At 63.6% G+C, this 19,366-nt stretch carries 20 protein-coding genes and 1 pseudogene; 10 read left to right on the top strand and 11 right to left on the bottom strand.

The window, feature by feature from the left end:
* The first annotated feature begins 155 nt into the window (after positions 1-155).
* Positions 156-464: a hypothetical protein gene (locus ACZ1JX_RS13630; RefSeq protein ID WP_465124063.1), complete on the top strand. Its 309-nt coding sequence runs from the start codon at positions 156-158 to the stop codon at positions 462-464.
* 72 nt (positions 465-536) lie between these two features.
* Positions 537-749 carry a hypothetical protein gene (locus ACZ1JX_RS13635; RefSeq protein ID WP_465124064.1) on the top strand — a complete coding sequence of 71 codons (213 nt, stop codon included), beginning with the start codon at positions 537-539 and terminating at the stop codon, positions 747-749.
* Here the strand turns inward: ACZ1JX_RS13635 and ACZ1JX_RS13640 are convergent.
* The 3 genes from ACZ1JX_RS13640 to ACZ1JX_RS13650 form a co-directional block, all read right to left on the bottom strand.
* A complete protein-coding gene (locus tag ACZ1JX_RS13640) occupies positions 719-979 on the bottom strand; it encodes a ribbon-helix-helix domain-containing protein (RefSeq protein ID WP_465126418.1) in 261 nt (86 codons plus the stop codon). The two genes, ACZ1JX_RS13635 and ACZ1JX_RS13640, sit on opposite strands and share 31 nt — an antisense overlap.
* A gap of 37 nt (positions 980-1,016) precedes the next feature.
* The gene (phbB, locus tag ACZ1JX_RS13645; RefSeq protein WP_465124065.1) at positions 1,017-1,739 is read right to left on the bottom strand and encodes an acetoacetyl-CoA reductase; all 723 of its coding nucleotides are present in this window, start codon (positions 1,737-1,739) and stop codon (positions 1,017-1,019) included.
* 153 nt (positions 1,740-1,892) lie between these two features.
* Positions 1,893-2,645, bottom strand: a complete 753-nt coding sequence (locus ACZ1JX_RS13650; RefSeq protein ID WP_465124066.1) for a hypothetical protein — start codon at positions 2,643-2,645, stop codon at positions 1,893-1,895.
* A 596-nt stretch (positions 2,646-3,241) separates the two neighbouring features.
* On the opposite strand from ACZ1JX_RS13650, the gene ACZ1JX_RS13655 reads away from it, so the two are divergent.
* The 5 genes from ACZ1JX_RS13655 (at position 3,242) to ACZ1JX_RS13675 (ending at position 9,194) form a co-directional block, all read left to right on the top strand.
* Positions 3,242-3,649, top strand: coding sequence for a DUF3576 domain-containing protein (locus ACZ1JX_RS13655; RefSeq protein WP_465126419.1), 408 nt, complete (start codon positions 3,242-3,244; stop codon positions 3,647-3,649).
* Positions 3,650-3,698: 49 nt separating this feature from the next.
* Positions 3,699-6,296, top strand: a complete 2,598-nt coding sequence (gene leuS, locus ACZ1JX_RS13660) for a leucine--tRNA ligase (RefSeq protein WP_465124067.1) — start codon at positions 3,699-3,701, stop codon at positions 6,294-6,296.
* A gap of 28 nt (positions 6,297-6,324) precedes the next feature.
* Positions 6,325-6,786 (top strand): LPS assembly lipoprotein LptE, encoded by a 462-nt coding sequence (gene lptE / locus ACZ1JX_RS13665; protein ID WP_465126420.1) that lies wholly within the window; start codon positions 6,325-6,327, stop codon positions 6,784-6,786.
* Between the two features lie 21 nt (positions 6,787-6,807).
* Positions 6,808-7,830 carry a DNA polymerase III subunit delta gene (holA, locus tag ACZ1JX_RS13670; protein WP_465124068.1) on the top strand — a complete coding sequence of 341 codons (1,023 nt, stop codon included), beginning with the start codon at positions 6,808-6,810 and terminating at the stop codon, positions 7,828-7,830.
* A gap of 1,037 nt (positions 7,831-8,867) precedes the next feature.
* Entirely contained in the window at positions 8,868-9,194 is a 327-nt protein-coding gene (locus tag ACZ1JX_RS13675) for a sugar transferase (protein WP_465126421.1), read from the top strand.
* Here ACZ1JX_RS13675 and ACZ1JX_RS13680 read toward each other — a convergent pair.
* The 8 genes and pseudogenes from ACZ1JX_RS13680 to ACZ1JX_RS13715 all read right to left on the bottom strand — a co-directional run.
* Positions 9,166-9,273 (bottom strand): annotated as a pseudogene (locus tag ACZ1JX_RS13680) (sugar phosphate nucleotidyltransferase); the annotation flags it as partial. The gene ACZ1JX_RS13675 and the pseudogene ACZ1JX_RS13680 overlap by 29 nt on opposite strands.
* A 229-nt stretch (positions 9,274-9,502) precedes the next feature.
* Complete coding sequence (locus tag ACZ1JX_RS13685) at positions 9,503-10,744, bottom strand: nucleotidyltransferase family protein (RefSeq protein WP_465124069.1); 1,242 nt, start codon at positions 10,742-10,744, stop codon at positions 9,503-9,505.
* Positions 10,731-12,446, bottom strand: coding sequence for an ABC transporter ATP-binding protein (locus tag ACZ1JX_RS13690; RefSeq protein WP_465124070.1), 1,716 nt, complete (start codon positions 12,444-12,446; stop codon positions 10,731-10,733). The genes ACZ1JX_RS13685 and ACZ1JX_RS13690 overlap by 14 nt, the downstream gene beginning before the upstream one ends.
* Positions 12,436-14,406: an asparagine synthase-related protein gene (locus tag ACZ1JX_RS13695; protein WP_465124071.1), complete on the bottom strand. Its 1,971-nt coding sequence runs from the start codon at positions 14,404-14,406 to the stop codon at positions 12,436-12,438. The genes ACZ1JX_RS13690 and ACZ1JX_RS13695 overlap by 11 nt, the downstream gene beginning before the upstream one ends.
* A 4-nt stretch (positions 14,407-14,410) precedes the next feature.
* Positions 14,411-14,941: a lasso peptide biosynthesis B2 protein gene (locus ACZ1JX_RS13700; RefSeq protein ID WP_465124072.1), complete on the bottom strand. Its 531-nt coding sequence runs from the start codon at positions 14,939-14,941 to the stop codon at positions 14,411-14,413.
* A 1-nt stretch (position 14,942) separates the two neighbouring features.
* Entirely contained in the window at positions 14,943-15,212 is a 270-nt protein-coding gene (locus tag ACZ1JX_RS13705; protein ID WP_465124073.1) for a PqqD family protein, read from the bottom strand.
* Between the two features lie 23 nt (positions 15,213-15,235).
* Positions 15,236-15,373 carry a hypothetical protein gene (locus tag ACZ1JX_RS13710; RefSeq protein WP_465124074.1) on the bottom strand — a complete coding sequence of 46 codons (138 nt, stop codon included), beginning with the start codon at positions 15,371-15,373 and terminating at the stop codon, positions 15,236-15,238.
* Positions 15,374-15,505: 132 nt separating this feature from the next.
* Positions 15,506-16,372, bottom strand: a complete 867-nt coding sequence (locus tag ACZ1JX_RS13715) for a hypothetical protein (RefSeq protein ID WP_465124075.1) — start codon at positions 16,370-16,372, stop codon at positions 15,506-15,508.
* A gap of 474 nt (positions 16,373-16,846) precedes the next feature.
* Here ACZ1JX_RS13715 and ACZ1JX_RS13720 point away from each other — a divergent pair, with 474 nt between their 5' ends.
* The 3 genes from ACZ1JX_RS13720 (at position 16,847) to ACZ1JX_RS13730 (ending at position 19,364) form a co-directional block, all read left to right on the top strand.
* Positions 16,847-17,104, top strand: a complete 258-nt coding sequence (locus ACZ1JX_RS13720) for a hypothetical protein (RefSeq protein ID WP_465124076.1) — start codon at positions 16,847-16,849, stop codon at positions 17,102-17,104.
* Positions 17,105-17,289: 185 nt separating this feature from the next.
* A complete protein-coding gene (locus ACZ1JX_RS13725; RefSeq protein WP_465124077.1) occupies positions 17,290-18,660 on the top strand; it encodes an O-antigen ligase family protein in 1,371 nt (456 codons plus the stop codon).
* Positions 18,657-19,364: a hypothetical protein gene (locus ACZ1JX_RS13730; protein WP_465124078.1), complete on the top strand. Its 708-nt coding sequence runs from the start codon at positions 18,657-18,659 to the stop codon at positions 19,362-19,364. Before ACZ1JX_RS13725 ends, ACZ1JX_RS13730 begins: the two co-directional genes overlap by 4 nt.
* Positions 19,365-19,366: the final 2 nt, after the last annotated feature.

The following is a 19,366-nucleotide window of genomic DNA, read 5'->3' on the forward strand; positions in this document are numbered from 1 at the left end:
CAATTGTTACGGTTCATCGAAAACCTGGCAAGGATGCATTTGCCTTAGCCTGTGCCCACCGATAGAACATCCCCGCAATGCTCCACGCGCCGCCCGCCCCTGGCGACATCGGCAGGCGCGGTGGAGTTCGAGACCAGCCCAAGAGAGGGAATTCGATGAAGAAGTACGCAAGCCTCGCGATCGTCGCCGCCGCAGCGCTGGCCCTTTCGGCCTGCGGCAAGTCCGACGATGCTTCGGAAGCGGCGGCGGAAGACACCGTCGAAATGCCGGCGGACGAACTTCCGGCGATGGAACCTTCGGCAGCCGCCGCGCCGATGGCGCCTGCAGCCGATGCCTCCTCGGCCGCTGATGCCGAGGCGAACGCGGTGCGCGATGCGGCCAACAATGCTGCAGCGGTCGCTGCTGCCGTACAAGCCGCCGATGCCGAGGGCAGCGAAGAGCAGACCTCGCCGCCCGCGCAGTAAAGACCTGACAGGATCACGGTCGGCGACGGACATCCTCGCCGGCCGTCGCCCTGCGACACTGGACCAGCTCCGATGAACTCTCACATCCGCGCGATCACCATGGCAATGCTGCTGATGGCGCTGGCGGCGTGCGGATCGAGCGAAGAGGAAAAGCCCGGCGGCGTCACGCAGGACGAGGCCAAGGCACTGGATGCTGCGGCGGAAATGCTGGATCAGCGCGAATTGCCCACCCTGCCCGAAGCAACCGTTCCGGCTCAGGACGCGCCCGCGCCTTCGGCGTCCTGATCGCGCAGTTGCGCAACCAGCCATAACCGAACCGCTCCCGCCAAACCTGGCGGTGTTGAGCTGACGATGCGTTCGGCATCGATCCTTGCCACCAGCGCGTTGACCGGCACCCCTTCGGCCAGCGCCGCATCACGCAGCATGTCCCAGAACAACGGCTCGAGGCTGATCGAGGTCTTGTGTCCTGCGATCTCGACCGAGCGCTTGACCGGGGGATGATAGGGCGTGGGCATCATGGTGGCGGGCACCATTGCGGTGCCCGCCGCTCCATCAATACATATGCTGGCCGCCGTTGAGCGACATGGTCGAGCCGGTGACGAAGCCGCCTTCGTCAGCCGTGAGGAAAGCGACGCCGCGGGCGATTTCTTCGGCATGGCCAAGGCGGCCGACGGGGATCTTGGCGACGATCTTTTCCAGAACCGCAGGCGGCACGGCGGCGACCATGTCGGTATCGATGTAGCCCGGCGCGATGGCATTGACGGTTACGCCGTACTTGGCGCCTTCCTGCGCCAGCGCCTTGGTAAAGCCGTGGATGCCCGACTTGGCGGCGGCATAGTTGACCTGACCGTACTGACCGGCCTGACCGTTGATCGAGCCGATGTTGACGATGCGGCCCCAGCCGCGCTCACGCATGCCGGGGAACGTGGCCTTCGCCATGTTGAAGCAGCCGCCGAGGTTGATGCGCATGACTTCGTTCCAGTCGTCGAAGCTCATCTTGTGGAGCACGCCATCGCGGGTAATGCCCGCGTTGTTGACGACGATGTCGATCTCACCCACTTCGGTAGCGATGCGGGCGCAGCCATCGATCGTGGCCTGATGATCGCCAACGTCGAAGCGGTAGGCGGGAATGCCGGTCTCAGCCGTAAATGCGCGGGCCTTTTCTTCATTGCCGGCATAATTGGCGACGACCGTTCGGCCCTGCGCCTTGAGTGCCATGCAGATTGCCTGACCGATACCGCGCGTACCGCCGGTAACCACTGCAACTCGCGACATGCTAAAACCTCCCTGTGTTCCCTCTGGGGACTACGGTAGGTTCATGACGGAGATGCGACAAGCTGCCGAATACGTAAATGCTGCGAAAGTACGAGAATGCCAGCTGCAGAAATGCTGCAGCAACGAAGCAAGTTCTTCTCGAAATCAGAGGCGTCAGAAGCGGAACTGGGTTCCGACGTAGACGGCCTGGTTGTCCTGCTTGCCATCGGTCAGCGGACGGAGGCGGTCACGCTCGGGCGAGTAGCGTACGCCGGCCGTGACGTTGAGGTTGCGGGTCAGGCGATAGCTGCCGCCAAGATCGAGCTGATAATCGCCCTGACCTTCGAGCGTGCGCGGTGCGCGGCCAGCCTGATCGCGGCCTTCGGCTTCAATGCGCGGCGCAAAGCGGCTGGGCGTGGAAGCCGGGGTCGTTGCCTTGAACTTGGCAAGATCAGGCATGTCGATCCGCGGGAGATCGCGCAGGCCGGCAGACCCTGCCGAGGGAGTAGCGGCCGCGAAGCTCGCGTAGCCGCGTGACAGGCCGAGGTTGAATGCCATCGGCGCGATGCGAACCGGCGAAGCACCCGACTGACCAGCGTCTGCCATGCCGTTGCGAACGGCAAAGGCCTGCGTGTTGAGAGCATCGACGCGCACGGCAACGGTGACCGAACGCGTCGGACGGGTATCAGTGCCAGTCGGCGTGAAGCGGAACAGCTTCCCGTTCTTGAGCGCGCGGACCGTGATCTGGGCGGCGAGGCGTTCATCCACCGAAGCCGGGGTGAACGAACCGATTCCACCGCGTGCGGCAAGGCTTACCGGGCCCATGTCGAACCCGCTGGAAAACGCAGACGTGACCGTGGGGGAAAGTGCGAGGCCGAGAACGACCGCTACGCCGACTGTCAACGGCGCACGCAGGCGGCGGCGCAATGCGCCTTTTCCTGCTGATGCCTTGCCGTTGCCAACCATGATACTTCCGCTTCTACCCCAACCCGGGCCGCTTGGCGCCCTGTCTTATCTTGCCATGCCATATCTTACTATGGCTGCCCTGTTGCTTCATATGCCGCAGAACGTTTTCGTCCGGTGAACGGATCCGCCCGGCAAACAGCCATTGCGACTCCGACCAAAACCCCGATCACGTTATCCAATACGGCTATCGGGCAAATGTTTCCAGCCTTTCGCACCTCCCTTGTTGTGACCCCTTACGTATCCCGCTCGAGTGTGGCCCATTATCCACAGGTGTGCCGCAGCCCCTCGCCACACCGGAGGATTCCCTTCTCGCCACATTCAGGGACCGTTCACCGGGTTCGCGTCCATTTGCGGCCTGCATTCATCACGCTTGCCGCATGACGCGCGGCGGTGATAGAGGCCTTATCTGACAACGCGCGCTTACGGGCGTGCAAACCTGCGGCAAAGCTCGGACCGGCAACGCCCGGACGGGACCTTCCGCAAGCAAGGACTGTTTCGTAGTGATCAAGACCGCCAAGACCGCACGCAATACCCGCAAGCTCATCGTGCGCGGCATCATGATCGGGACTCTCGCCGTCCTTGCCACCGGCTGCGGCAAGAAGGAACGCCCCAAGGCGGACCTCGCCGCCAGTCAGGTCACCACGATCGGCGTCAACGCCTATCTGTGGCGCGCAACGCTCGATGCGCTCTCGTTCATGCCCCTGCTGCAGACCGACAGCAACGGCGGCGTGATCGTGACCGACTGGTACGCCAACCCCAAGAATCCCGGCGAGCGCGTGAAGGTCACCGTCTCGATCGTCGACCAGGACCTGCGCGCCGATGCGCTGCGCGTTGCCGCCAGCCGTCAGGTCTCGCAGAACGGCCAGTGGGTCGATGCTCCGGTCCAGGCTGCTACCGTGCAGAAGCTGGAAGACATCATCCTGACCAAGGCGCGCGACCTGCGCCGCGCCTCCATTTCAGGCTGATCGCAGGCGAATCTTGCACGAGTCGGCTGCGCTCCCTAGAGGAGCGCGCATGACCGAGAACACTGCTCCAGAACGCTTCGATCCATCCATCGCCGATACCCGCTGGCAGCGGGTGTGGGACGAGCAGCAGTCGTTCCGCGCTGACGATTCGAGCGCCAAGCCGCGCAGCTACGTCCTTGAGATGTTCCCCTATCCTTCGGGGCGCATCCACATCGGCCACGTGCGCAACTACACGATGGGCGACGTACTGGCGCGCTACAAGCGCATGCGCGGCTTCGAAGTGCTGCACCCGATGGGCTGGGACGCCTTCGGGATGCCGGCCGAAAACGCGGCGATGGAAAAGGGCGTCCACCCCGGCGGCTGGACCCGCGACAACATCGCCAACATGAAGGCACAGCTCAAGCGCCTCGGCTTCGCGCTCGACTGGAGCCGCGAGATCGCGACCTGCGAGCCTGAATACTACGGGCAGGAACAGTCGCTGTTTCTCGATCTCTATGCGGCGGGCCTCGTCTACCGCAAGGAATCGACGGTCAACTGGGACCCGGTCGACATGACCGTGCTCGCAAACGAGCAGGTGATCGACGGGCGCGGCTGGCGTTCGGGCGCGCTGGTGGAAAAGCGCAAGCTGAACCAGTGGTTCCTCAAGATCACCGACTTTGCCGACGAACTGCTGGAAGGCCTTTCCACGCTCGACAAGTGGCCCGAGAAGGTCCGCGTGATGCAGGAGAACTGGATCGGCAAGAGCCAGGGCCTGCAGTTCCGCTTCGACCTGTCGAACGGTGAGAGTGTCGAGGTCTATACCACCCGCCCCGACACGATCTTCGGCGCAAGCTTCGTGGCTGTCGCCCCCGATCACCCGATCGCGCAAGGCGTGGCGGCAACCAACTGCGAGGCGGCGAACTTCATCGCCCTGTGCAAGAAGGGCGGCACCACCGCGGCCGAACTGGAGACGGCAGAGAAGCTCGGCTTCGACACCGGCATCGGCGCGCGCCATCCGCTCACGGGCAAGTACCTGCCGGTCTACATCGCCAACTTCGTGCTGATGGAATACGGCACGGGCGCGATCATGGCCGTGCCTGGGCATGATCAACGCGACTTCGATTTTGCCACAAAGTATGGGTTGCCGATCCTGCGCGTGGTCGCCGCCGATCCGGCGGATGCGGACAAGCCATTTGCGGGCGAGGCCGAGGCCGGCGACGGCATGCTGGTGAACAGCGATTTCCTCAACGGCATGAACGTCACCGATGCCAAGGCCGCCGTCATCGACCGCGCGCAGGGCGAAGGCTGGGGCGAAGGCAAGACCGTGTGGCGCCTGCGCGATTGGGGCGTCAGCCGCCAGCGCTACTGGGGTACACCGATCCCGTTCGTGCACTGCGAGGTGTGCGGCGTGGTGCCGGTCCCCAAAAAGCAGTTGCCGGTGAAGCTACCCGAGGACGTGACCTTCGACGTGCCGGGCAACCCGCTCGACCGGCACCCCACGTGGAAGCATGTCGATTGCCCGCAGTGCGGCCACCCCGCGCGGCGCGAGACCGATACGCTCGACACTTTCGTGGATTCCTCGTGGTACTTCCTGCGCTTTGCCAGCCAGCCTGATGACCGTCCGTTCGATCCAGAGGCGATCAAGCGCTGGCTGCCAGTGGAGCAGTACATCGGCGGGATCGAGCACGCGATCCTGCACTTGCTCTACGCCCGCTTCTGGACGCGTGCCCTCGCCCGCATCGGCAAGGTCGAGGTCACCGAACCGTTCGGCAGCCTGTTCACGCAAGGCATGGTCACGCACGAGACTTATCAACTTGCGCGCACGCGGCAGATGACGCCGGAAGAGTTTGAGCGTTTCTGGCCAGGTGAAAATTATGACCCGTCGGTTGAAACGACCGAGCTAACATGGGTTTCACCTACAGAAATCGACCGGACCGCCAACGGCGCCACTCTAAAATCGACTGGTGAGGCGATAAGTGTTGGCCGCGTGGAGAAAATGTCCAAGTCCAAGAAGAACGTGGTGGACCCGGACGAGATCGTCGCGAAGTACGGTGCCGATGCGATCCGCTGGTTCATGCTTTCGGACAGCCCGCCCGAGCGCGACCTGCCGTGGTCAGAAGCCGGGATCGAAGGCTGCGCCCGCTTCGTCCAGCGCCTGTGGCGCCTGTTCGGCCAGTATGACGCTTCTGCCACTGGCGAGGACAAGGCGCTCGACCGCAAGGCGCACCAGACCGTCGATCTGGTTGCATCGGACATCGAGGCGCTGGGCTTCAACAAGGCCGTGGCGCGCATCTACGAGCTGACCGGCGCAATAGAAAAGTCCGCGCCTTCGGCCAGCCGCTCCGCTGCGATCCAGAAGGTCCTGCTGCTGGTCGGCCCGATGATGCCGCATCTCGCCGAGGAGGCCTATGCCAAGTTCGGCTCCGGCCTCATTGCCGATGCGGCATGGCCAGAAGTCGATCCGGCCCTGCTGGTCGATGATGAAGTCACCGTCGCCATTCAGGTCAAGGGCAAGCTGCGCGATACGCTGACCGTGGCCAAGGGTACCTCGAAGGAAGACCTCGAACGCCTTGCCCTCGCTTCCGAGAAAGTGCAGCGTGCACTCGAAGGGGCGGAAGTGAAGAAGGTGATCGTCGTGCCCGACCGTCTGGTGAACCTTGTCGCATAAGCGCCTGCTGATCCTCGCTGCGCCGATAATGCTGCTTGCAGGCTGCGGTTTGCAGCCGATGTATGCGGGCGGCGGTAGCGGCGAACTGGCGCGCTCGCTCTCGCAGGTGAGCATCTCTCCGATCGAGGGTCAATCGGGCTGGCTGGTGCGCAATGCGCTGAACGACCGGCTGGGTGCCGACAAGACCGGCGACGCAGCGCGTTACCGGCTCGATGTCCGGCTGGATGATCGCGTCGAAGGCCTCGGCCAACTCTCGAACGATGCGATCACCCGCGAACGCCGCACGCTGCGCGCCCGTTACCAGCTGGTCGACACGCAGACGGGATCGGTGCTGCTTGATGCGACGGCCGGGTCCGACGCCGGGTTCGACGTGGTCAACAGCGAATATGCGGTGATCGCGGCCGAGCAGACCGCGCTCGAGAACCTGTCGCAGGAAGTGGCCGATCAGATCGTCACCCGCGTCTCGGTGCGCCTGCGCCAGAAGCCATGAGCATCACGCGGTGACGCCAGCATGAAGGTCACCCAGAAGAACTTCGCAGCCAGTGCCGCCCGCGCGGTGAAAGACTGCCGCGTGTTCTACTTCTGCGGCCCGGACGAATCGGGCGCGAGCGATGCGGCGGCCAGGATCGCGGGCATGTTCGGCGATGCCGAGAAGATTGACCTGAGCGGCGCAGAGCTCCGGCGCGATCCCGTGCGTCTGGCTGATGAAGCGCGGTCAGTGTCGTTGTTCGGCGACAAGCGGGTGATCCATGTCCGCGCGACCGGCGACGATGCCCACGATGCGGTCGAGACGCTGCTGCAGAGCCCGGTCGATGGTTGGCCGGTGATCATTGTCGCGACGTCGGCCACCGACAAGTCGCGCATTGCCAAGCTGCTGGAAAACCGCGCCGATGCGCTGGTCGGCATGTTCCATCCGCCCGACCTCAAGGCTGTGGCAAGCGCGGTGCGGATGATGGCGGACGGCATGGGACTGCGCATGACCGACGAGCTGTCCGAGCGAATCGCCCGATCGACGGCGCTCGATACGCGGATGGCGCGCAGCGAGATCGAGAAGCTGGTGCTCTACCTTGACGCCAGCCCACAGGCACCGCGCTCGGTATCTGCCGCGGACCTCGATGAAATCTGCGCAGTCAGCGAAGACGACGGGATGATGCCGCTGGTAAACGCGGTTCTGAGCGGCGATTCGCGACGCATTCCTTCAGAGTTATCCCGCATGCGCGAACAGGGGATAAACCCGGTCGGCCTCGTGCTCGCGCTGGAGCGAAGGGCGGGCCAGCTCGTGCAACTGGCCGGGCGGCTGGGCGAGCGTGGTGATGTCAACGCCTTCATGCAGCAGGAAAGCGATGCACGGCGAGTATTCTTCCGCGACCGCGCCGACCTTACGCAACAATTGAAGCGCTGGCGCGGCCCGCGCCTGGTGCGCCTGTGCGAGCGCCTGGTTTTGCTGCACCGCACACTGATCGCCGACAACCGGAATGGCGAACTGGCTCTTGCCCAGGGCCTCGCAGAGATTGCTCGCGCTGCCGCACGGTGAAACGTGGCGGATTTCCGTCACGCGGTGTGGCGAATCTCACATTGGGACAGGTTGGTGCTTGCTATCGTAGCTGCACTAGGTATTTTTGCGCAGTGCAATAAGAATAGCATTGGTCGCAACAGGGAACCGATCAGACGTTAGCTCCGGCAGGGGATTCCAGCCCGGAGTTTCGTGAGCCAGAGCGCAAGGGGCAGCTTGAAGCGATGACAATGCACATCCCGGCAGACGAGATGCGCCAGTCGCAAGACCGGAAGCGGGTAACGCTTCCGCTCGCACCGTCGCTGGAGCAGCGGCGGCTGCAGATCTATCTCGTGCTGCTGCTGCTTGATGGCGCGGCGATCATGGGCGGCTTCGGCGCCGCCAGCTGGCTCTACCTCGGAAACTTCCTCGACCCCGCTTCGCTTTTGCACAGCCAGGTCATGCTGCCGATCTACTGGACGATCGCGCTGAGCCTGCAGGTCTATACGCTGCAGGCACTGCGCCGACAGAATTTCGCGCGCGGTCGTGCTATCCTCTCGCTGCTCAGCGCCGAGACCGTGCTACTTTTCGTAGGCTTTGCAACAAAGAGCACCGAAGAGTTTTCCCGCGTTTCGGCCCTGCTCGGCCTCGCCTTCAGCCTCGCCCTCCTCCTTTGGGTACGGGCACTCGTCCGGCCATTGACCCGGGCGCGCTGTGGCGAGGCGGCGGTGAATACGCTGCTGATCGACGACGGTGGTGCAGCGCTGCGCATTCCACACACCTTCCACATCGACGCGCGCGAACATCACCTTGCGCCCGACCTTGGCGATCCGCACATGATGGACCGGCTCGGGCTCTACATGCTCAACATGGACCGGGTGATGGTCACCTGCCCGCCAGACCGGCGCGCCTCATGGGCCTTGGTGTTCAAGAGCGCAAACGTCTCGGGCGAGATCGTTGACCCCGAAGTGCGCACGCTGGGCGTGATCGGCGCACGGCGCGAGCGGGATTATGGCGCGCTGATCGTTGCGAGCGGACCGCTGGGCCTGCGTGCCCGCGCGGTGAAGCGCGCGCTGGACATGACGCTGGCGGGCGGAGCCGTACTGGCACTCGCCCCGCTGCTGCTGGTTGTAGCGCTGCTGATCAAGCTTGAGGACCGCGGGCCGATCTTCTTCGTCCAGAAGCGCACCGGGCGGGGCAATCGCTTCTTCCCGATCTTCAAGTTCCGCTCGATGCGCGTCGAAAAGCTCGACGCCACGGGCAACCGCTCGGCCAGCAAGGACGATGACCGGATTACCCGCATCGGCAAGCTCATCCGCCGCACCAGCATCGACGAACTGCCGCAGCTGTTCAACGTGCTGCGCGGCGAAATGTCGAGATCATCGGCTTGTCATAGACCGGCATGAGCTGCTTGGAGACGCCGCGAGTGAGCGGATAGAGCCGGGTGCCCGATCCTCCCGCCAGAATGATGCCCTTGCGCTCGATTTTCGCAGATGCTGCGTTCACGGTTCAAGCAACTCCTTCAGACGGCATAGGGGCCGGTGCGCAACTGGAATTCGGTCTGGTCCGTTGCCCAGCATATGCACGACCCGAGCCGTTCGGATGACGGAAACCTAAGCAGATCCCCGTAGCCTCCGGCACGGTGTGTTGCATTGCAGCATCACGTAGCAAGGTCAACCTCTCATGCGTAGGCACGGCGGTCGGCCAAGCGCTTCTAAGCTGCGCCGGATTGGCCCAGCCAGTGGACCATATCCGCTTCGCGGCGCGCCGCGACAAGCGACGCCTCGTTGGTTGATGCTGCCAGAAAGCGGCGCCCCTTCTGCGCCAGCCAGACTGGATACCACAGCCAGCGGCGCAATTGGTCCGGACGGCAGCCGGCGATCTTGGATAGCTGGTAGGGGTTGGGGCTCAAGGCGCGCGAAAGGGCCGCGCGCCAGCCGGTGGCCCCGGTGCTTTCAGTCTCAAGGCGGCGCAAGAGCTTGTTCTGTTCGGATTGCTCTCGATCCTGCAGCATCGCTGATCTGGCCGCTGCAAGGTTCGCCGCGCCGACTTCCGGCATGTCGACCAGTCGTTCGGGCATCCATCGCCCGCCATGCTGCCAGGTGACGGTCGCCACGAGCCTGAGCGCGCGGGATAGTCCCATCCTGTCCGCCTCTGCTTCGATCCAGTCCCAATCGAGATTGCTTCGCGCGGCAAGGAAATGGAGGTCGGCCAGGACCAGCGGCCCGTTCTCGAAAGCGTGGTGCAGCGTCGCATGTTCGAGCAGGTGCAGGAAGTTGGCGCGCGGCGACGGCACGCGGACATCTATGCCCATGACTGTAAGGGAGACAGGCTCTGCACGGATCAGTTCGAGCAGAATTGGCTCCTGCGCCCAGTTGCGGGCGTTGATCCGGTGGTGCAATTCGATGGTCAGTTCGAAATCGATGTCCTGAATCTCGGGCAACTGATGCCCGAATTCGAGTCCATAGCTGCCAGCCCAAGGCGCGACGCGGTAATGCGGGTTACCGATCAGCAGTTCCTGGGCCCGGGCAGCCTCCTCGGCCGAGAGCAGCAGGTCGACATCGCGCAAGGGGCGCAGCGCAGGGTCAGGATAGATGCCATGGGCAAGGCCGAAGCCCTTTAGCAGGACCGGATTGAACCCGCCTTCGCCCAGCACCCCGATCAGGCGCTTGACCGCCGCCATCTGCTTGAGCGCATAGATCGAGTGCCAGTGCCGCGCGGCTTCCAGTCGCGCTGCAGCGGCGGGCGGCAGCAACTTGCGCGCATCTGCGATGCCGACGGCACGCAGGACCAACGCGCAAAGGCGCTTGTCTTCGGCGGTCTGCGCAAGGCTGTTCCAGCCATCGGTATCGAGCAGGCGCATCAATGCGCCGTGATCACAATCAGGCGCGGCGCAGATACGCAGCAGGAGTTCCTCGTGCACCGCCAGATCGGAATGGGTGTCAGGAGCCTGCATGCTCTGCCAGATCAACGATTTGGTCGGCAAGTTCAAGCAGCGCTGTGCGATGGCCGAGGATGAGGATCGTGCAGGCCCCGCGCAGATCGCGCACGGTCTGCATCACCGCGCTTTCGTTGCTGCCGTCCAGCGCGGCGGTAACCTCGTCGAGAATGAGCAATTCCGGCTTGCGCAGCAGCGCTCTGGCCAGGGCGATGCGCTGTCTCTCGCCGCCAGAGAACTGGCGGCCCGCTTCACCGACGCGAGTATCGAGGCCGGCGGGAAGGTCGAACACGAACTGGGCAGAGGCCTGCTCCAGCGCTCTCGTCATGGCGGCGCGAATCACCGCAGGGTCATCATCCGCCTGCCCCCAGGCAAGGTTCTGCGCGATCGTGCCGTCGAACAGGTAGGGTACCTGCTCGACGTAAGCGACGCGGCGGCGCCAGCGGATTCGGGCCGTCCCTTCGAGCGGCTGGTCATCGATCAGGACGCGGCCCGAATCGGGCGCGATCAGGCCGCCAAGCATATCGGCAAGGCTGCTCTTGCCGACGCCTGACGGGCCGCAGATAGCCACCACGCTTCCGGCAGGAATGGCGAGATCGAAATTGCTGAACACCGGACGATCGCGCCCCGCATAGGACAGGCCGATGCTTTGAAGTTCCAGTCGCCGCGCCAGCCTCGGTGCCTCGGCCCCGTCGTCGGCAGGTTCGCGATGGGCCGAGGCTTCGCGCGTAAGCTGCTCCAGTTCGGTCAGCGCAGGACTGTCGAAGCTCCAGCGGCGCAGGGTCGTCTGGAGGCCCGTTGCTACGGGCACGATCCGCACCATTATCGCCAGAACCGGAACCAGCACGCCCAGCGGCAGGCGCATATGGACGAGCGCCACGTAGATGAGCACGCCGAGCATGGCCGCAGCGATCGTCTGGAACAGGACATGAGCCTGAGACAGCGAACGATGATAGCGCAACTGAGCCTGTTCGACTGCGCGCGCCGTATCGCTGAACTGCCGCGCCAGCGCCCTTTCGGCCCCGCTGATCCGCGCCGCGCGAAAGTGGAACAACCCGTTGGTGACCTGCTCCTGAAGCGCCTCGTACACCTCGGCGAAGCGCTCGCCATCACGATTGCGCCGCGAACGCAGGGCAATCAGTGCCATGGCGACGACTGTCGCCGCCCCGAACGCCAGCCCGGTAAGCTGCCACGATACTGTGAATGCTGCCGCAATCAGCATGACCAACGTGATCATGCCGGTGACCACCGACAGCATGTTCTCGCCCAGACTGCCCACGCGCTCGGCCTCGCCTACCAGTCGCGCTGCGTGGCCCGCAGTGCTCTGCCCGCTAAGCCAGCGCCAGTCTGCCGAAAGCACTGCGTCCTGCGCAGCGATTCGCACGGTGCGGGTCAGCGAGTGGCCAAGCTTCGCCTGCTGATGGAGCACGAGATAGACGATCAGCGAGCGGACCGCGACAAGCACGGTGACGGCAGCGAGCAGCAAGCCAACCGGTTGGCCGGCGAGCGGCGCAAGCCACGAGGCGAGACCTTCGGGCGCCTGCTCGCCCGCAATGATTGCCGTAATGGGGACAAGCAGCAGCAGCCCGATTCCCTCGGTCAGGCTGGATGCGAGCATCAGAAGTCCGAGCACTATCAGGCGCGGCCAGCCCGCCATACGAATGACCGCCCTGACCGATGCCATCATGCCGAGGGCTGCGGAGCTAGCGTCATCCGACATTGCGACCCTCGGCGAAACGGATGAATTGCGCCGTCGACAGGCCGCGGCTCATGGCCGAAACCAGGCGCATCGCATCGCCCCGCTCGGGAACGTCCTGTCCGTCCCAGTCGCGCAGGCTTGCAGACAGGCGTTCGAAATCGATCAACCGGGCAAGGCGCGGGTCGGAACCAAGATCTTCAAGTTCACGCAGAAGCCGGTCGCGATCACGGGCCATGCGCATTGGCCAGTCGGAACCCTGCCGCCCTTCGCGTTGTTCGCGCCAGACGATCTCCGGCACACGCCCCTTCAGTACGCGCCGCCCGAGCCAGCGGTCCTGCCCTTCGCGCAAATACTGGTCATCGGCCATGCCGCCACACAGCTCCAGCAACGGAACGTACGAATGCACGTCCCGGATGGAGATGCCGTAGAGCAAAGAAAAGCCCAGCGATATCTCGGACCCACCCTTGTACATCCGGCCGAGCAGGGCTTCGCGCCAGTCGCGAGAGCTGGCAAAATCGTAGGCGTACAGATCAAAGCCTTCGGCCAGGGCTTCGTCGAGAAGGCCGGTGCTGCGAGCATGGTCCTCGCGAAGCGCGCACCACGATTCGAACGGCGCATCACGCCAACCGCGCCTTCGATCAAACGCCCATTTCACGCCCTGCGGCACGTGCGGCATGATCGCCCGGGACAGGAGCTTGCGCCAGAACGGTCGCGTATCGCCGGTGTAGGCACGCAACTCGCACGCAAGCCGGCGCCACTTGCCCTGCACAAGCCAGGTCGGAAAACCGGTGAGCCCATCATAGCTGAAGCCGATGTTTCCCGCATCGCCGGTCATGATCACATCAACCCCGTCGGCGGCGGCATGCTCCAGCGCCGAATGGTACCAGTGCGCGTTCATCTCGTTGAACATCGGCCAGCCGGAAACCAGCATCAGAGGCCGCAGTCGCTCGCCGAAATGGAGATCGGCCCCGTCGACGAACGTTGGCTGGATCTGGGGGTACATCGCGCAAAGAGCTCGGACATGAGGCTCCTCGCTGGCAAAGGAGGTGTCCCGGTCTTCCGGGCGCGTGCCCGACGCCGGAATGCTGGTGTAACTACGCAAGGGCACGTCCGGGTCCATACGCTCGAGCGCAAATACGGCAGCAGCCTGCGAGTCGAAGCCCCCGGAAAGCAGAACGCCGGGTGAGCGCGCATCGCCCATCGTCGCCTCCACGGCGCAGCGCATCTGCTCGACAACGGCTTCGACGTAGTCCTCGTCACGGCGGAAACGCACTTCGGGAACATCGTGGATGGACCAGTATCGCTGCACCCGTGAACCCGTGCGGTCATGGTCCTCGGCCGTGCCGCAGACCACGCAGGTCATCCCGCGATAGAAACTGCGGCTCGAAGGCCCGGCCCCGGCCAGCAGCCAGCCGCCGACACGCGCGTCATCGACCTGCGGGAGGAGCCCGAAGGCAAAGACCGGGTTCGGCGAAGAGCAGACCACGATGCGATCATCCTGCCGCCACACGTGGAGCGGGGCATGCGCAGTGGGCGAGCGGACGACTCGCACGCGGCGCTGGTCGGGAAACCATTGCACCACGGCATAGTCGCCAGTGATGCGCCGGTCGCAATCCGCGCCGAGCGTTGCGAACAACCGGGCATAGAGCGACGCGTGATCGTCCCAGTTGTCGATGCCGAAGCGGGCTGCAGTTGCCGCAGCGTGGTGCAAGCGACCGGCAAGGAGAGTGTATGAGCCGTCAGGAGCCTGGCGGAATGTCGTGTGCCGTCGCTGGACCGCGCGGCCAGCCGGAAGTCGGCCTTCGGCCCTGCTGGCGAGACCGGCATCGTCCGTGCGCTGGTGCAGGATGTCACCGGCCAATCCCAAAGCCATCGAACCGAGCGCCCGATCCCAGCTCTCGGCAATCCAGGCACCCTGTCCGGAGAGATCGATGGCAGCGAGAATCAGGAGGTCGTCAGGTTTTCCCGAGGCGGAGGCCATCTGATCAGGCCTGTGCGCGAACGGGGCTGATCTGTGCCAACATCATGATCGGTTGATAGACCCTGCGGTCGCACTGCCCGATCACCATTTCACCGTTGAGCTCGACCCAGGCATGATAGGCATCGGCGCCGGAACGGTCATCGATCCTGAAGGCGATAACGGTCTGCGCAGGGATATGCCGCAGGCGCAATATCCAGTGCAGCGCGACCGCCTTCGGAAGACAGCGGCTCTTGCCGGGAAGATATCGGGCAGCGCGATCGACGCACCGGCCAAGCCAGCGCGCCTCCGCCTGCTTCTCCGAATCGGAATTGTGGATGATCCGGTCAAAGGGAGAAGGCGCATCGCCTGACGCGCCATTGACGCTGGCGGCTGCGGGAACGACCTGGCCGACGCTCGCTCGCCAGACGTGCAAAGGCACAAAGCATACAAGCAAACGCGCCACAGCAATGAATGCCGCAGCGCGTAATACTTGTAGCCTTGATCGAGTCGTTCGCGAAATCTGCATTTGAGAGGCTAACACCTGCGCGACAGCCATCTCAAGCAAATCTGGCGAATCCCGCAGAGGTTAGTTGCTCCACGAACGCGTCAACCGACGGCTGACATTCGTCAAGCGGTATGCCATATTCGCGGGACAGGTCCGCACAGATAACGTCAAGATCCTGTTCGGTATCGAGCTTTTGCCAGATATCGAGACCCACGCCTTTCAGGGAAAAGAACTTCCCCGTATCGATGTGGATCATCACAAGCTCACCGTCCAATTCCGTTGCGCAATTGGACGATTCAATCTTGTTGAGCAATCTTGCCATGTGCAGGACAGTCTTGGACGAAATCAGCTCTTCGACTGGTTGGTCTTTCCACCGTCGGCACCCTTGCCGCCCTTTGCCGCAATGGCAGCCAGGTCAACGGTCAGTTCTTCAAGCACCGGAGCCGACCACACCTTGGCCGCAAGATCGCTACGCTCAGTCATGTCTGTACCCCTAACTAAAGTTAAACCGTAAGTGGCTTCGCTTAATACTTGCTTACATTTGTTGCGGGTGCGAAGCAAGTAGAAATGGCAAGAAAGCTGCAAGCCGTGCGGCATTGGCACCGATGGGGTTACTCACTCGGACGCGACAATATCCTTAATTTTCAGAAGATCAGTGGAAAAGCTGGCCGGGTCGAAAGGCCGGCGCAGCCTCCAGAAACGGACTTGCGAACAGAACGACATGAGAAATCGTTCATGCGCTGCACGGTCTCCACGCGCAGTATGCACGAAGTTGCGGTAAAGCGCCCAAGGCAGCAAAGTGAGTTTCTCGCTGCCCGTCACAGGCTCGGCTTCCACCGATTCGCCGACTTCCAGGAAGTAGAGATCGGTCAGCGGCAGGGCCGACGCAGCCTTGGTCTCGGGCGAGGCGTAGTGCTTGCCCGGCATCGACAGCACGGGCCTGATCGCCTCGGTCGCCGTAAGGGCGAGGGCATCGCCCCAGAGCTTCAAGGGTTTGGCATCCGGCATCGCGACGACCCGCTCACCTACAGAGACCACCAGGGTATCGTCGCAAACATGGGGCAGACCCAGCCGCGCAAGACCTGCAGCGAGCGTTGACTTGCCTCCGCCCGAATCGGCAGTGAACGCCACGATCCTTCCACCGACATCGACCGCAGAAGCATGAAGTGGCACCAAGCCGTTGAGCCAGGCCACCGCACCGAACACGGTGCCCCACAGAAACAGCTCGTAGTCCGTTTCGGCAAGAGAGCCGATGCCGCGAACGGCGGCGTCGGCCGGCATCTGGACGACCAGGCCCTTGCCAAGCTGATAATGGAACCGGACACCATCAAGCGTATCGAAGATGAATTCCGACCCGGATATCGCGAAACTCTCGTCGCTGAAGAAGCTCCCTGTGATTGAAGCGGGGACTTCACCCGGCCTTGTCTCCATTTCGCGGTTCATTCGCTCGACGAGGTCGGGAGACAGTTCGTTCACGTTCATCCAGCCATTTCCGTAATCTTGCCCCGACCTTCCTGGAGGCCTTGTCCGAAGTGGACCGCCAGGCCGCGCGAATCAACCGTCTGATCGCAAACGGTAGCGAACACCATTGGCAGCTTGATGCCTTGCGCCGACTAAGCACCTGCAGCACAAACGGCAGGGACCGCAACGCCAGCCCCTGCCCCGAGGGACATCTTCCGCTTCTGGAAACAATTGCCGGCGAGTGCAGTGCAATAGCCGGCAGGCATCCAGATTCATTGCATTTTCGAGCAAAAATCCCGCCAGTTCGGTTCTTTTTTTCGGCCCAAACCCCTGATATTGCGGGCCCTCGCCTCAAGACACCTTACGTTTGGCTAACGTTTGGCAAGCCTTTATCAGGGTTAACACTTAGTTTTTGTTGCGAATCATTTTGCATTGCGGTATTCGGCTGAATTGAGAGGGCGGTATACGGAAGTGCTACTGCTTAGGAGATTGAGCATGAAGTTTTCTCGCATTGCGTCGGCACTTGCCGCTACGGCCATGATGGTCGCACCGGTCGTCGCCGAAGCCGGGACCCGCGCAAGCGGTTCTTCGGTCTACGCCGCCAACGGTTACGCGGCCAGCCGCGCGTCGACCTCGGTGAAGGACGACAACGATCTTAAGCCTGCTTTCTGGATCATCATCCTTCTGGCTGGCGGCGCGGCTGCCTATGGCATTTCGCGCGCCATCGACAACAAGTCGTCGGGCGCGAACTGATCCCAGGACCAGTTACGGAAAACCCGGTCACTCGCTGAGTGGCCGGGTTTTTTGCTGCCTGTCATGCCCGCCCGGGTTGGCATTTACATAGCCTGACGCTTCCGGCACCACAGTCTGAGTGACGGTAAATGCTTGACCGGAGGCGTCTTCCAATCAATCAAGCGCACATGCAAAAACAACCAGGCGTGCAAGTCACTGCGCTGATCGTCATTGCCTGCCTGTTCGGCGGTGGCGGCGTTGCCTATGGACTGGCCAACCTCGTCGTACAACTGGCGGCACTCTTCCTCCTCGCGCTCAACGGTAATGCAGTATGGCAATTGCTGCGCCAGAGTCCTGGCCTCCTTGCCGTGCCACTGTTCGCCTCGCTGGCCCTCCCCTTGCTCCAGCTCGTGCCGTTGCCGCCGTCGGCGTGGACCGAACTTCCCGGCCGCGAACAGTTGGTCGAGGCGCTCGCAGCGGTCAGCCAACAAGGCTGGCGTCCCGCCACAGTGAGCACAGCGCGCACGTTTGTGGCTTTTCTCGGCCTGATTGCCCCCTTCACCGTGATTGCGCTCGGGCTCGCCGCGCCGAAACCGGCCCTTGATGTGGCAACGCAGGCGTTCATCGCCATTGGCATTGCCAGCATCCTAGTTGGTGCGGCGCAGGTCCTTGGCGGGAATGGCACCGCGATGCTCTATCCCGAAACCACAGCGCCGGGGGTGATGACCGGGTTTTTCGCCAATCGCAATTCGACCGCGCTGTTCATGGTCTGCTGCCTGCTGCTGCTTTGTGGTCGCAGCGTCGGCAAGGTACTGTCGACCCGCTGGATCGCCAGCTTCTCGGCCGCACTGCTGCTGACAGTCGGCGTAGTGCTAACACAGTCGCGCACCGGGCTGGTTCTGCTCGCCTTGCCGCTCGGTCTTGCACTGTTCAAGACGGTAGCAGGCTGGACGGATCGCCGTCGCGGCGCGGCTGGCGGCAATGCCGGACGCCGCATGCTGGTTGCCGGCCTTGCCGTCGCGACAGTGCTCGTCGGGACCGCTGCCGTTTCGGCTGCCTTGCCCCATTCACGGCTCGACACCGTGCTCGCCCGCTTTGACAAAAGCGGCGAGCAGCGCCCTGCCATCTGGGAGGACGCACGCTTTTCGGCGCAGCGCTTCTGGCCGGTCGGAGCTGGCATGGGCACTTTCGACGAGGTCTTCCAGGTCGACGAGTCGCTCGAGAACATCACCCCTCGCCGTGCCGGCCGCGCGCACAACGACTATCTCGAGATTGCCATCGAGGCGGGTGCTGCAGGCTTCGTAGTGATCGGGCTGTGGGCATTGTGGATCCTGTGGGCGACCTGGTCCGCCGTAGGCTCAACCGTCGGACCTGCGCAGCGGTGGCGTGCACTATCGGGCACCGGCATACTGCTGGCAGTCGCGCTGCAGTCGCTGCTCGACTATCCCTTGCGCAATCAGGCCATGCTGTGTCTCGCCGCGTTTGCGATCGTGCTGCTCGCTTCGGCGCGCCGGACCGATGCGGAGGAGGCGGTGCCATCTGGCAATGGCGGCAAGAACCGGGAGCACACCGCGTGATGCGCATAGTCTGGACCGCATTTCTGGCCGTTCTCGCCCTCCTTGCCTGTGGCGCGCAGCTTGACCGCGCGGCACGTCGGCAACCCGCGCTTGCCACAGTGGTGCCTGCGCCTTTCCGCAACTTCGCGCAGGAAAGCATGACTTTGGCGACAGTGCGTTCTGCCGAGCCTTCGGTTGCGCTGGCCGAGGCGCGCACGCTGGTTTCGCGCAGCCCGACTCCGGCCGAACATCTGACGCTACTGGCAATTGCCGAGGAGCGGAGCGGTGATCGCACAGACAGCGCCCGCCTGATCCAGCGTGCCGCACAGCGCGGCTGGCGCGATCCGATCGCGCAACAGGCGATGTTCGACATAGCGCTTGGCGCGGGCGATCCGGTCGAGGCCTCGCACCGGCTGGCCGCGTTGTGGGCGCTGCAGGAAGAGCAGGCGCCGCTCAAGGATATGGGCCAGCGGCTCATGTCGCAGCCGCAAGGCCGCAAGGCGCTGGCCGATTCGCTGATTGCAGGGGGAAGCTGGACCGCATCGTTCCTGCGCAACGCAGCGGTGGACCTCACGCCCGAAGCAGTGGAGACGATCGACATGGCCCTGCGCGGCGGTGCCAGCATCGACTGCAACGTCGCCGCGCGACTCAAGACCGCCTACGCTGCGAAGGCGATCAAAGCTGACGTCGCCCTGCTCGACAAATGCAGACGGAAGCGCGCCTGATC

The organism is Novosphingobium sp. BL-A-41-Hi4A-0G (assembly GCF_055521735.1).

Coding starts and splice junctions, on each gene's coding strand:
- ACZ1JX_RS13630 (WP_465124063.1), top strand. CDS start 156: ATGAAGAAGTACGCAAGCCTCGCGATCGTCGCCGCCGCAGCGCTGGCC.
- ACZ1JX_RS13635 (WP_465124064.1), top strand. CDS start 537: ATGAACTCTCACATCCGCGCGATCACCATGGCAATGCTGCTGATGGCG.
- ACZ1JX_RS13640 (WP_465126418.1), bottom strand. CDS start 979: ATGCCCACGCCCTATCATCCCCCGGTCAAGCGCTCGGTCGAGATCGCA.
- phbB (WP_465124065.1), bottom strand. CDS start 1,739: ATGTCGCGAGTTGCAGTGGTTACCGGCGGTACGCGCGGTATCGGTCAG.
- ACZ1JX_RS13655 (WP_465126419.1), top strand. CDS start 3,242: ATGATCGGGACTCTCGCCGTCCTTGCCACCGGCTGCGGCAAGAAGGAA.
- leuS (WP_465124067.1), top strand. CDS start 3,699: ATGACCGAGAACACTGCTCCAGAACGCTTCGATCCATCCATCGCCGAT.
- lptE (WP_465126420.1), top strand. CDS start 6,325: ATGCTGCTTGCAGGCTGCGGTTTGCAGCCGATGTATGCGGGCGGCGGT.
- holA (WP_465124068.1), top strand. CDS start 6,808: ATGAAGGTCACCCAGAAGAACTTCGCAGCCAGTGCCGCCCGCGCGGTG.
- ACZ1JX_RS13675 (WP_465126421.1), top strand. CDS start 8,868: ATGACGCTGGCGGGCGGAGCCGTACTGGCACTCGCCCCGCTGCTGCTG.
- ACZ1JX_RS13685 (WP_465124069.1), bottom strand. CDS start 10,744: ATGCAGGCTCCTGACACCCATTCCGATCTGGCGGTGCACGAGGAACTC.
- ACZ1JX_RS13690 (WP_465124070.1), bottom strand. CDS start 12,446: ATGTCGGATGACGCTAGCTCCGCAGCCCTCGGCATGATGGCATCGGTC.
- ACZ1JX_RS13695 (WP_465124071.1), bottom strand. CDS start 14,406: ATGGCCTCCGCCTCGGGAAAACCTGACGACCTCCTGATTCTCGCTGCC.
- ACZ1JX_RS13700 (WP_465124072.1), bottom strand. CDS start 14,941: ATGGCTGTCGCGCAGGTGTTAGCCTCTCAAATGCAGATTTCGCGAACG.
- ACZ1JX_RS13705 (WP_465124073.1), bottom strand. CDS start 15,212: ATGGCAAGATTGCTCAACAAGATTGAATCGTCCAATTGCGCAACGGAA.
- ACZ1JX_RS13710 (WP_465124074.1), bottom strand. CDS start 15,373: ATGACTGAGCGTAGCGATCTTGCGGCCAAGGTGTGGTCGGCTCCGGTG.
- ACZ1JX_RS13715 (WP_465124075.1), bottom strand. CDS start 16,372: ATGAACGTGAACGAACTGTCTCCCGACCTCGTCGAGCGAATGAACCGC.
- ACZ1JX_RS13720 (WP_465124076.1), top strand. CDS start 16,847: ATGAAGTTTTCTCGCATTGCGTCGGCACTTGCCGCTACGGCCATGATG.